12 protein-coding genes and 1 pseudogene are annotated in these 12061 nt (G+C 34.8%); 6 read left to right on the top strand and 7 right to left on the bottom strand.

Translation table 11 applies throughout. From position 1 onward, the window contains the following. Positions 1-292: 292 nt before the first annotated feature. The 6 genes from H6799_02235 to H6799_02210 form a co-directional block, all read right to left on the bottom strand. A complete protein-coding gene (locus H6799_02235; protein USN97174.1) occupies positions 293-517 on the bottom strand; it encodes a hypothetical protein in 225 nt (74 codons plus the stop codon). A 99-nt stretch (positions 518-616) separates the two neighbouring features. Continuing rightward, positions 617-1126 (bottom strand): hypothetical protein, encoded by a 510-nt coding sequence (locus tag H6799_02230; GenBank protein ID USN97173.1) that lies wholly within the window; start codon positions 1124-1126, stop codon positions 617-619. Positions 1127-1415: 289 nt separating this feature from the next. Beyond that, on the bottom strand, positions 1416-2120 hold the full coding sequence (locus H6799_02225) for a hypothetical protein (protein USN97172.1): 705 nt from the start codon (positions 2118-2120) through the stop codon (positions 1416-1418). Between the two features lies 1 nt (position 2121). Next, entirely contained in the window at positions 2122-2736 is a 615-nt protein-coding gene (locus H6799_02220; protein USN97171.1) for an RNA polymerase sigma factor, read from the bottom strand. Between the two features lie 101 nt (positions 2737-2837). Then, entirely contained in the window at positions 2838-3341 is a 504-nt protein-coding gene (locus H6799_02215) for a TrmH family RNA methyltransferase (protein USN97170.1), read from the bottom strand. A gap of 12 nt (positions 3342-3353) precedes the next feature. After that, entirely contained in the window at positions 3354-4547 is a 1194-nt protein-coding gene (locus tag H6799_02210; GenBank protein USN97169.1) for a glycosyltransferase family 4 protein, read from the bottom strand. Positions 4548-4591: 44 nt separating this feature from the next. Here H6799_02210 and rfbB point away from each other — a divergent pair, with 44 nt between their 5' ends. From rfbB to rfbA, 3 genes and pseudogenes are all read left to right on the top strand, one after another. Further along, positions 4592-5587, top strand: coding sequence for a dTDP-glucose 4,6-dehydratase (rfbB, locus tag H6799_02205; protein USN97168.1), 996 nt, complete (start codon positions 4592-4594; stop codon positions 5585-5587). A gap of 4 nt (positions 5588-5591) precedes the next feature. Continuing rightward, positions 5592-7005 (top strand): annotated as a pseudogene (gene rfbD / locus H6799_02200) (dTDP-4-dehydrorhamnose reductase). Positions 7006-7007: 2 nt separating this feature from the next. Further along, the gene (gene rfbA, locus H6799_02195) at positions 7008-7871 is read left to right on the top strand and encodes a glucose-1-phosphate thymidylyltransferase RfbA (GenBank protein ID USN97167.1); all 864 of its coding nucleotides are present in this window, start codon (positions 7008-7010) and stop codon (positions 7869-7871) included. Here the strand turns inward: rfbA and H6799_02190 are convergent. Beyond that, a complete protein-coding gene (locus tag H6799_02190) occupies positions 7868-8887 on the bottom strand; it encodes a glycosyltransferase family 2 protein (protein ID USN97166.1) in 1020 nt (339 codons plus the stop codon). The genes rfbA and H6799_02190 overlap by 4 nt on opposite strands. A 60-nt stretch (positions 8888-8947) precedes the next feature. Here H6799_02190 and H6799_02185 point away from each other — a divergent pair, with 60 nt between their 5' ends. The 3 genes from H6799_02185 to H6799_02175 are packed head-to-tail and all read left to right on the top strand — an operon-like array spanning position 8948 to position 12058. Beyond that, positions 8948-9775, top strand: coding sequence for an ABC transporter permease (locus H6799_02185; protein ID USN97165.1), 828 nt, complete (start codon positions 8948-8950; stop codon positions 9773-9775). 6 nt (positions 9776-9781) lie between these two features. Then, positions 9782-10990, top strand: a complete 1209-nt coding sequence (locus tag H6799_02180) for an ABC transporter ATP-binding protein (GenBank protein ID USN97164.1) — start codon at positions 9782-9784, stop codon at positions 10988-10990. Between the two features lie 3 nt (positions 10991-10993). Beyond that, entirely contained in the window at positions 10994-12058 is a 1065-nt protein-coding gene (locus tag H6799_02175) for a hypothetical protein (GenBank protein ID USN97163.1), read from the top strand. The last annotated feature ends 3 nt before the right edge of the window (positions 12059-12061 follow it).

Raw genomic sequence — 12061 nt, 5'->3', positions numbered from 1 at the left:
TAGAAAGTGAAGTTAAAAAGTAACCTGCCAAAAACAAAAAAGAAAGCCAGTAGAGTAAATAGAGCTCTCATCCAAGCTTCTTTTAAGAGATTAGACCTCCTAGCTTCTCTAGCTCTTTTATTATTTAAGTTTAAGTTAAAATCCATATCTTAAAACCCAAAGTTTAATATTGATAAGCCAACTAAAATTACTGGTAAAAGCGGTATAAATGGCCATAAGATATATGTTAGACCCATTGCAAATATTTCTAGTGCTAAAACTACTCCACCAAATAAGATCAAGAAAAACCTCACTAAAAGCCTATAGTCCTAGAAACTAAAGCATCAGTAATTTTTTCTCCGAAAGTTCTTTTATAGTTACTTACTGTTAAAGTTTGCCTGTAAGGCTGAAATAGATTCTTAGCCAGTAAACTTATACTAAAAAAATCTGATGTAGAAGAAAATAAAGCGTTAAACTTAATGCTCAAATCTTTAAGTCCAGCACCATACCACCATCCTAAGAGATCCACCCAAAACATACGTACAATTATAACAGATAGAGCTAATGTTTATATAACATAAAAAGGCCCTAGAAAATTCTAGGCAAAAAATATAGAGGGGCTATTTTTAATTTATTTTTAGTTATCATCCTCCTTTACTTTATTTTCATTACTAATGTGATGGCCTTTATCATGAGCTGGGAGTACGTCCTTAAGGTCTATATTAATACCTTGTTCTTTAAGCCATGCATCCATCTCATTCTTATTAGCATCCATTTTTAACTTCATTTCTTCACGAGAGAGTTTTTTACCAGAATTCATATTAGCTTGGTGTTCTGACTCTCTAGCCTGATGGACCTCCTTAAGCTTAACTTCTATGGCAGTTTTTTGCTCAGCCGTTATAGTGCCATCATCAACCTTTTTCTGTAAAGAAGCTTCTATTCTAGCCTGCACTTCTGATTCTCGCTTACCCCGCTCTTCTGATCTAAATGAATCTATTTCTTTAGATACATCTTCTTTATTTAAACCAAACTTAGTGGCGAGTCTTGCTGCGAGATTATCTCCACTACCTGAAGATGGAGAAGTAGCACTTACAGCCAAGCCAGCTACACCTAAAATCCCTAAAGTTGCGAAGCCCATAACCGCCATACTGGCTTTTTACTTATTTTTTCATTATTAATATAAGCCCGCTAAATTTGCTTGCTCATCCTCCTATTTGACTTATTAAAATTAATAACTAAATTATTTCGAAAACTAAATAGAAAGAATATGAGAAAATACGACTAAATTGTTGAAAGTTAAATTGTTAATACAAAAAGAGAAATTTAATAAAAATATAGTTCTTTTTGATGTTTTTATAGAAACTTTCTTTAGACTTCGCTTTCTCGATATTCCTCCTACTTACTACTACGTGAAGTATCTAAAAATTGTTTCAAACTTATCTTATGTTTCTACCTGCCGGATGATTAGCCGGAAGAACCCTGACCCATCTAGCTATCTTACTATCAGATTTTAAAATAACACCAACTACTTGATTCTCTCTTATCTCAGCTCCCATAGGGAAGACTTTGGTGTCCCCATCGATGCCAACATTAATCTCGCCACCTCCCATTAAAGATATTTTTAGATTATTTCTTTTTATATCAGTAATTTTGCCGTAAATTGTACTCTCGTTAAGAAGTCTATCCTCTGCCCTTAAATTATTATTTATTCCTAATTTATCAACGAATCTCTCAACTGGACCCTGCATTAAAACTGCACCAATTCCTATTGAACTAAATAAAACTATAGAAAATATTACAGTGTATCTAAGTCTATAGCCCCATTCACTACGATGAATCGCCCATGTTGCTGCCCCAACCAATATAATCAAAGAGAATAACATAAATAACGAGACTAATAGAGAAGATGTATCACCATAGTCAGAGTAGAATCTCACAGAGCTAGTAACACCGTAAATAGCTACTCCGCTACATAGCGCAAAGAAGACTCCAAGAACTAGCGGAAAATACTGCTTACCAGTTGTTCTGATCTCGCTCTTAGGTTTAAGTTTTTCAGCCTCTATTTTTTCTAAAACACTTAAACGCTCTTTGAGCTCTTTAATTTCTTGCTCATTATTCTTCTTTTTTACTTCTTTTGGCATACTAAATTACCTCCTCCATCTTTTTAACCTTAAGGTTATCTTTTGCCATCAGATCATTATTAATTACCTCTTTAAGCTTATCCTTCCCACGCTTTATTCTCGTACTAACCGTAGGAACCGGCATTCTTAAAATATCTCCAATCTCTTTATAAGATTTATTTTCAAGATAATACAACGTTAATGGCTCTCTATATTTAAGATCTACCTTTCTCAACCCATACATCAGGTTCTCATTGTTAAGTTTAATGTTCAACTCCTCAGTAATAGTCTCAGGGACTGAGATACTATCCCACCATTCATCCTCATCAACTGTTAGATCTTTTTTTGACTTTTTAAAAGAATCCATCGCACAATTATGAGCAATCCTATAAATCCAAGAGCTCCATTTGCCTTTTTTTGGATTGAAACTTCTTATATTTCTGTAAGCTTTTATAAAACAATCTTGAACCACGTCGTAAGCTAAGTTCTGCTCAACCCCTAAAGATCTTACATATCTCAACAATTTTGGCTCGTACCTTAAAATTAAATCCTCAAAGTATACTAAATTATTTAAATCATTTAAAAAAAGCTCTGCCACAGCTTCATCACTTTTTGTATCGTTCGTTTTCCTAGTCATATTTTTTTCTTTAGAGAGAAAAAGGGAAAATGAACATTTATATTTAATTATAAGATATCCCTACAATAATATTACTGTTCATATAGTCTAGATGTTTCAAACTATTTAAAAGAACCTGATGCCTGTGATGCAACTATCCCAAAAGCCACACTCACATTTAAACTTTCTTTTTTACCATATCTAGGTATTTCAACAATTTCATCCACTAAACTTAAGTCGTCAAAGTCTAGACCAGTAACCTCAGTACCTAATACAACAACATTCTTCTTACTCTTAAATTTATATCTACTAATATCCACAGACTTTGAGTTCTGCTCTAGGCCGATAATATTCCAACCCATATCTTTTAGTTTATTGACAGCTACTTCTAAAGATGATTCATGAATCATTGTTAAATTTTTTTCGGCACCTAAAGAGACTTTTTTAATCTGTTTATCTAACTTTTCTCTTATGTGAGGTAAACGTTGGTCATTTTCTAGGGTAGGGTAGGGAGTAACTCCCACAAACCACACATATTCGAACCCAAAAAAATCTGCAGTTCTTAAGATAGAGCCAACATTCTCACAGCTCCTCACATTATTTAACACCACAGCCAACTCTTTCATAATCTTTCTTATTCAAAGCTTTGTTAATTCAGCCAAGACTACCTTCGCACTATCTTCCCACTTAAATAATTTATTCCTTTCACGGCCTTTCTTTATTAAATCTTTTTTTAACTTCTCATTATCGATGGTATCTAGAATCTTTTTAGCAATATCGTCCTTGTCAGTAGGATCAAAATAAACTGCAGCATCCCCGCAAACTTCCGGAATGGCAGTCTTATCGCTTGCAATAACTGGAAGATCGTACGCCATCGCCTCTAGCGGGGGAATTCCAAATCCTTCAGAAAGAGAAGGGAAAACATACAGCTTTGCATGCTTAAATAACCAACCTTTTTCTCCATCACTGACAAACCCTAGGACATGAACTCTATCTTCAAGATTCAGCTCCCTAGCCCTATTTTGGATAGTCACATAATTTCTATCTTTCCTACCAGCAAAGACTAGGTTCAAATCAGGTTTAACATCTCGTATCTTATCCATCACTTCTAATAAGATATTTAAGTTCTTATGGCCATGATCTGTCCCAACATAAAGCAAAAAGTCTTTCTTAAGCAGCTTCTTAATAGACTCATCTTTTGTAAGTCTATTTAAAATAACACCCCCATTTACAGTTACACTAACTTTCTCTGGCTTTAGTTTGAAATAATCAATCACATCATTCTTTACATACTTAGAGGGAGTAAAGATATGCTTTGCACGCCAAACACTAAATCTAAAACTAAAGAGATTCAAAAAGAACATTAGAATTGAACGAGGAATAAGAGAGAAGGGGAGCTTACGGACTTTGTCCTTAATTACAGCTTTCTTATCCTTTTTCCACTCTTCACGCTTTTCAATCTTACTCTTAGGGTTAGCAATTCTGACTTGAGTCAGATCATGAACAGTTACAACAGTCTTTCTCTTAAAGTAAAAGAAAGGGATGTGTTGAAAACTTCCCCAAAAAACATCAGCTCTTAACCTGTACATTTCCCAAGCTAGGTTTAAATTACCTCTTATAAAGAACATATGGTTTCTAGCAGTGTTCTTAGAACGATATTCTCTAAAATTTGGAGCAGAAACATGCAACTTGGTCGCAGGATCTAAGATAATAATATATTCATTCTGATGATCTAACTTTTGAAGCTCATTTAAAATACCCTCAGCATAATCTCCAGTACCAGTACCAATTATGCGTGCATCGATTAAGATTCTTTGTTTAGTCTTGTTCATATGACAATGATTATACAAAATATCTAATGTTATAATCAGATTCAATGAGAATTCTAGTAACTGGAGGGGCTGGCTTCATCGGCAGTAATTTCGTTCACCTTACCCTCAAAGAACACCCTGAACACCATATAACTGTCATCGATAAGCTAACTTATGCCGGAAATAAACAAAGCTTAAGTGAGGTACTCGATAAGATCGAATTTATAGAGGGCGACATCTGTGATAAAAATTTGATTGATAAACTAATAAGCGAATGTGATTTAGTAGTTCATTTTGCAGCTGAAAGCCATAATGACAATTCCATTGCTGATCCTTATCCATTTATTGAGACAAATATTATAGGAACTTTTAGAATACTTGAAGCTGTAAAAAAACATAATAAAAAGCTTCATCATATATCTACGGATGAAGTTTATGGAGATTTAGAGCTTGATGATCCAGCTAAATTTACTCCAAATACACCGTATAATCCTTCCAGTCCGTACTCATCATCTAAAGCAAGTAGCGATATGCTAATAAGAGCATGGGTGAGAACGTATGGTATCCATGCCACCATTTCAAATTGCTCAAACAACTACGGTCCGAGGCAACATGTCGAAAAAATGATTCCGCGCCAGATTACTAATTTATTGTCTGGCTCAAAACTTAAACTCTATGGTAAAGGAGAGAACGTAAGAGACTGGATACATGTTGACGATCATAACAGTGGAGTATGGGCGATCATTGAAAAAGGTAAGTCTGGAGAGACCTACTTAATTGGCGCAGATGGTGAAAAAAGTAACATTGAAGTTTTTAATCTAATTCTTAAAGAGATGAATAAAGACGAAAGTTACTTAGAGCACGTTAAAGATAGGCCAGGCCACGACTTAAGATATGCAATTGACAATAGCAAGTTAGTAAATGAGCTCGGATGGTCACCTCGATATACAAACTTTGAAGAAGGACTTAGGGCAACAATCGAGTGGTACAAGAATAACGAAAAATGGTGGAAGCCTCAAAAGGTTGAGACTGAAGAGAAATACAAGAGGATAGGAGTATAAACATATGGCAGAAATACCTAGTACTGAATTCAAAGTCCAAGAAACAGACATACCAGGATTATTAGTTTTTGATGTTAACACAATAAGTGATGAGAGAGGTTTTTTCCAAGAGAAATTTCAAAAGGCAAAAGAAGCTCAATTAGGGTTGCCAGAAGATTTTGCACCAGTTCAGCACAATATTTCATTTAACAAAGATATAGGGGTGGTAAGAGGTATACATGCCGAACCTTGGAATAAATACATATCGGTTGTAACGGGTAGGATATTTTGTGCATTTGTGGACCTAAGAGAAGGGGAAAGCTTCGGCAAAGTAGTGCAAATTGAACTTGACCCTACCAAAGCAGTTTATCTTCCAAAAGGTTGCGGCAATAGCTTTATGACACTTGAACCTACATATTATTCCTATATCGTAGATGCACACTGGAAGCCGGACCAATATGATCAATATACATTTGTAAACTTGGCAGACCCCGAATTAGGTATTGATTGGCCTATCCCTCTTAGCGAAGCAACGATGAGTGATAAAGATAAAAATCACCCTTATTTAAAAGATTTAAATAAATAATATGAAAGTATTAATCACAGGGTCAAATGGTCAACTAGGCAGGGCACTAAAAAAGATTTTTCCAGATCATATTGCCGTAGATGCAGAAGAGCTAGATATAACAAATCTAAATAAAGTTGTGAACTTTAATATAGATGACTGTAAGGCAATTATAAATGCCGCTGCGTACACAAGAGTTGATGAAGCAGAAAAAGAAGAGAATGTGAAAATTGCTGAGACCATCAACGTTTCAGGTGTTACTAATCTAGTAGACTTAGCTGAAACTAACGAGATACCACTCGTTCATGTTTCTACAGATTATGTTTTTGACGGCACAAAGAATGGAGAATACACAGAAGTTGATGAGATAAATCCATTGAATATATACGGTAGGACTAAGGCTCAAGGAGACAAAGAGGCACAAAGAGCAGAAAGATTCTACATTTTTAGAACTTCATGGGTTATAGGAGACGGCAATAACTTTGTTCGAACTATGATATCTTTAGCGGAGAAAGGCATCAATCCCACAGTTGTAGATGATCAGTTCGGTAGACTTACATTCACTAATACTCTAGCAGCCGCAATTGAATTTGCCTTAACAAATAACGTCCCATATGGTGTATACAATCTCACAAATAGTGGCTCAATAGTTAGCTGGTTTGATATCGCAAAAAAAACATTTGAGCTTACTGGTCATGATCCATCCAGGGTGTTAGGAATTTCCACTGAAGAATACTACAAAGACAAAGAAAACATAGCTGCAAGACCAAAGAATAGCGCATTGAAGCTTGATAAAATAAAAGCTTCGGGTTTCAAACCAAGAAGTTGGGAATACGAATTAAAAGAATACATTAAAAAGGAGTTAGCAAACTAAATATGAAGGGAATTATTCTAGCGGGAGGTTCTGGAACTAGACTTTATCCAATAACAAAAGGAGTAAGTAAGCAGCTTATACCCCTATATGATAAACCAATGATTTACTACCCACTCAGTACATTAATGCTGGCTGGAATAAATGAAGTGCTAATTATATCAACACCAAAAGATCTGCCAAGGTTTAAAGAGTTATTAGGTGATGGAAAGGAATGGGGGATAAATCTAGAATATACCGTCCAAGAAGAGCCACGAGGCTTAGCAGATGCTTTTATACTAGGTGCAGATTTCATAGGAAGTGATAAAGTTGCACTAGTGTTGGGAGATAACATCTTCTATGGCTCGGAGATGGGCTCTAAACTTAAGCAATATACAGATATTGCTGGGGGACTAATATTTGGAGCAGAAGTCCATGATCCAGAAAGATATGGCGTCGTAGAGTTCGATAAAGACATGAATGTAGTCTCGATCGTAGAGAAACCAGAGCAGCCAAAGAGTAAATATGCCATTCCAGGATTATACTTTTTTGATAATAAGTGTGTTGAGTATGCAAAGAACGTTAAACCAAGCCCAAGAGGTGAGATAGAGATAACAGAAATCCAAAATGCATACCTAAAATCAGGTAACTTAAAGGTGGCTCTCTTAGATAGAGGTACTGCCTGGCTAGACACTGGAACCTTTGAGACACTTCATCAAGCAGGAGAATTTGTAAAAGTAATAGAACACAGACAAGGCGTAAAAGTTGGTTGCCCTGAAGAAATTGCTTTTAGAAACGGATGGATAGATAGAGATCAACTTATGACAATTGCCGAGCCATTAGTAAAGAGTGGCTACGGTAAATACTTATTAAGTATTGCAAATTCTTAACGCCAAAAGCTTAACTTTCTAACTAATTTAACCGTAGTGTTATCATTAATAATTTTTGGGTACCCAGGACTAATTAACATATAAATATCATCAGCGTTAATATTCTTTTTCTTTCTTAATCTTTGAATCTTAACTCTTTGTATGAACTTTTTTGGTAACAATACTATAAGTATTAATAAAGAAGATATTGTCTGCTTAAAATAACCCTGTTTTAAACCACTAACAATATTGCCGATCCATAAGACCTTAAATCTAAGCATTATTTGAAAGTAATTTTTTAAAGGTACATTTTTCACTAAAAGCATGATCTGATTTTTTACGCTCATCTTATAAGCTAAGCCACTTACCTTAGAGCTACTAGCTCCAATTTCATGCTCAACTATTGCCTTAGGAGTATAAATAACTTTCCAGCCCGCTAAATTTGCCCTAAAGCTTAAATCTGCATCCTCATAATAAGCAAAAAAATCTTCATCAAATAATCCAACTTCTTTTAGCATACTGACTCGATACATAGAGGCTCCACCAGAACCTCCAAAAACCTGGCATTCTTTATTGTATTGACCATTATCTTTTTCATCTCTTCCTCTAGGTGAAGATAGTCCCCAAGTATAAAACTGCTCGCCAGTCGTATCAATTGTCTTTCCATCAAGTTTTAATATTTTTGAGGTTGAGACTCCTGCTTTTTTGTTTTCATCAAGTACACTAGCTAAACTTAAAGTCCATTCTTTATGAGCTTTAGCATCAGAATTTAGAAGAGCTACGTAATCATATCCATTTTCAATGGCATGTCTTAAAACATTATTAGCCCCTCCAGCAAAACCTTTATTCTTTTTATTCTGATGAAGGATAATATTATCTTCATATTTATCCTTCAAAAAGTCGTAAGATCCATCGGTAGACCCATTATCGACAACAAAGATATCAATTTTAATAGATTGATCTAACAATGAATCAACTGCATCACTGATTATTTCAATATTATTCCAACAAAGGACACCAACTAGTATTTTTCTCATTAAACTTAAAGTGAAAATAGTTATTCAGGTATGCTAGAATTATACATTAACGTATTAAAAATGTCAGAAGTAAAAGCCCTATCCAATAACCTTTTCTCTAAGCGCAACAAATCTCTATTAAGAGAGCTTGTTAAGACAGAGTTTAAACTTAGATACCAAAACTCTTTCCTAGGCTACGCCTGGAGTTTACTTAAGCCTCTTGGACTATTCACTGTACTCTACGTTGTATTTACAAAAATATTCAGTTTCGGAGCAGGCATACCTCACTATCCAGTCTATCTCTTATTAGGTATAGTCCTATGGACATTCTTTATCGAATCAACTGGGGGAGCGTTGAGCTCAATAGTTGGAAGAGGTGATTTAATACGCAAAATCTCATTTCCTAAGTATATTATTGTTATTTCGGGTACAGTATCTTCCCTCATAAACTTGTTTTTAAGCCTAGTAATAGTTTTAATATTTGCACTATTCAATGGTGTCAGTTTTGGATCACAAGCCCTATTTGCCCCATTACTCATAGGTGAAGTATATGCACTAGTGCTAGGGATTGGGCTAATACTTTCTACCTTATATGTGAACTTCCGGGATCTTAGCCACATATGGGAGGTGTTAATGCAAGCAGCCTTTTATGCCATACCCATCATATACGATATTCACCTAGTTTTTACCGAATTCAATGCGACTGCAGCTAAAATAATAATGCTTAATCCTGTATCACAGATTATTCAAGATTTACGTTATAGTTTAGTTACAAAAAGTACAGCTAGAACAACTGACATAGTGCAGATGCCTTTTGCATTGATACCATACCTGCTTGTCCCATTAATTTTGTTAGTAGGTTCAGTATACTTTAGAAAGAGATCAAAGTTTTTTGCAGAACAGATTTAAGAACATATGGAAGAAAATAAAGAAGTAGCAATAAAGGTTGAGGGAGTATATAAAGACTTCATTCTTCCCCATGAGTTAAATAACAACTTAAAGCAAAAAATACTACATCCATTTAAAAGAACAAGCAGTGAGAAGCAACACGCATTAAAGAACATTTCATTCGAAGTTAATAAAGGAGAATTTTTTGGTATTGTAGGCAGGAATGGTAGCGGGAAATCAACTTTGCTTAAAGTTTTGGCAAAAATTTACACTCCGACTAAGGGTAATGTGTCTATAAATGGCTCCCTTACACCTTTTATTGAACTAGGCGTAGGTTTTAACCCAGAGCTTACTGGACGAGAAAATATATACATGAATGGTGCCATGCTTGGCTTCAATAAAAAAGAAGTCAATGAAATGTATGATGAAATTGTTGAATTTGCAGAACTTGAAAAATTCATGGACCAAAAGTTAAAAAACTACTCAAGTGGTATGCAGGTACGTTTGGCGTTCTCGATCGCAATAAGAGCAAAAACCGACATACTAATTATTGACGAAGTTCTAGCTGTTGGAGACAGTAACTTCCAAAGAAAATGTTACCGTACTTTTAACACATTAAAAGAGGAGGGTAAAACAATAGTATTTGTCTCACACAATATGGCAGATGTTGAGCGATATTGTGATAGGGTTGTTGTGCTTGATGCAGGCAATCAACTTGCGACATGTGATCCAACAGAAGCTAAAATTAGATACTTTCAGCTTAATGATTCTTCTGAACACTCAAAGAAAGAGTCTAGTTTAACAAATCAGTTTGTTAGGTGGGGCTCAGGAGAATTCATTACAGATAAAGTACAGACTATTAAAAAATCCGGAAAAGCTTCGTCTAGATTTTCTATTGGAGAAGATATCGGAATTAAAATGTCATTTAGCAACATATCCCTCAATAGTAATCAGAACTTAGTAGTTGGTCTAAACGTTACTGGTGAAAAGAACGAGAACATTATAGGACCGAACACGAAAAATGTTAAATTAGATTCCTCGATAAAAGAGTTAATACTATGGTTCAAAAAACCAAATCTCAATAGCGGCACATATTCCATTTCAGTTACTGTGTTCGACCCAAGCTTTACACAACAATTTGACAGTATAGAGCGTCCTGTCAGCTTTAGCGTATATGGCGAGACCAGTGAGGGCGGCTTAGTAATCATGGATAATTTATTCGAAGTTATAAAGTAGATTATGAAAAAAAGTTATTTCAAGCTGCAACCAGATGCCTTCACAAGATTTAGAACTGTGATTTTTCTTTTAGAAAGTATGACAAAAAACAGTTCTAAAAATAAGACATACTCAATTCTAGATATTGGGGGGTCATCGACTTTTATTTATGACTTCCTTATTGAAAGTGGCTTTGCCTTTGAATTAACAATAGTAGACCCAAGGCCAAAGCCAGCTGGTTTGAATAGCAAGATTACCTATATACAATCTACGGGGGAAGAAGCTAGAAAGCTTAATAAAAAATTCGACTTTACGATTATGATAGATATGCTCGAACATGTTTCAGGTGATGCAAATAAAAGATCAGTTATTGAATCTGCTATTCAACTAACAAAAGAAGCTGTAATTATTGCTGGTCCCTATGACGATTTCCAAACCGACAAATTTGAACATTCATTAAATTCCATAAATAAGGAGCTATTTGGAGTTGATCAGGATTGGCTATTAGAACATTTTGAATGTAAAAAACCAAATTTAGACAAAATCAGAAATTATTTTGACAAGGCTGGCTGGAAGACTAACTCTGTAGCTACATTACCATTTAATTTTTGGCTTGCCTCAGCATTTGCAAACTTAGCTACAGCTTCAAGTGAGCAGATTAAAAAAGCTACGATAGAAGCTATCAATACTGAATTTAATACAGAATTTGAGAAAAAGCCGTCAAGTTTCTTTACAGACCAAGGATACAGAAAAATAATCATTGCCTCACAAAATAAACTACCAGAAATAAAAATAAAATCAATAAGTAATAGTTCCTACCTAGATTATGAGATGCTTTACTCTATTATTATTGCTAAACTTGTTATGACGCAAACTAAAGCGATTTATGAAGCCAAGAAAACTTTAGGATCTCTAAGTTATGAGAAAGGTCTTGTAGAGCAAAAGTTTGAAACGCTCAAAGAAGAAATCGAAAGACTAAAAGATCGAAATAATGAGCTAGAGAGACATATTTTTAATCATAGAGCGGCACTAAAAAAAATCCCTTTGTCAGAGTCGACCATAAATCTTGTAAAAAAGATAAAGAAATAAATT

It is taken from the genome of Candidatus Nomurabacteria bacterium, assembly GCA_023898665.1.
Lineage (GTDB): Bacteria > Patescibacteriota > Saccharimonadia > Saccharimonadales > HK-STAS-PATE-42 > HK-STAS-PATE-42.
This window is presented reverse-complemented; position numbering and strand designations above follow the sequence as displayed.

Coding starts and splice junctions, on each gene's coding strand:
- H6799_02235 (USN97174.1), bottom strand. CDS start 517: ATGTTTTGGGTGGATCTCTTAGGATGGTGGTATGGTGCTGGACTTAAA.
- H6799_02230 (USN97173.1), bottom strand. CDS start 1,126: ATGGCGGTTATGGGCTTCGCAACTTTAGGGATTTTAGGTGTAGCTGGC.
- H6799_02225 (USN97172.1), bottom strand. CDS start 2,120: ATGCCAAAAGAAGTAAAAAAGAAGAATAATGAGCAAGAAATTAAAGAG.
- H6799_02220 (USN97171.1), bottom strand. CDS start 2,736: ATGACTAGGAAAACGAACGATACAAAAAGTGATGAAGCTGTGGCAGAG.
- H6799_02215 (USN97170.1), bottom strand. CDS start 3,341: ATGAAAGAGTTGGCTGTGGTGTTAAATAATGTGAGGAGCTGTGAGAAT.
- H6799_02210 (USN97169.1), bottom strand. CDS start 4,547: ATGAACAAGACTAAACAAAGAATCTTAATCGATGCACGCATAATTGGT.
- rfbB (USN97168.1), top strand. CDS start 4,592: ATGAGAATTCTAGTAACTGGAGGGGCTGGCTTCATCGGCAGTAATTTC.
- rfbA (USN97167.1), top strand. CDS start 7,008: ATGAAGGGAATTATTCTAGCGGGAGGTTCTGGAACTAGACTTTATCCA.
- H6799_02190 (USN97166.1), bottom strand. CDS start 8,887: ATGAGAAAAATACTAGTTGGTGTCCTTTGTTGGAATAATATTGAAATA.
- H6799_02185 (USN97165.1), top strand. CDS start 8,948: ATGTCAGAAGTAAAAGCCCTATCCAATAACCTTTTCTCTAAGCGCAAC.
- H6799_02180 (USN97164.1), top strand. CDS start 9,782: ATGGAAGAAAATAAAGAAGTAGCAATAAAGGTTGAGGGAGTATATAAA.
- H6799_02175 (USN97163.1), top strand. CDS start 10,994: ATGAAAAAAAGTTATTTCAAGCTGCAACCAGATGCCTTCACAAGATTT.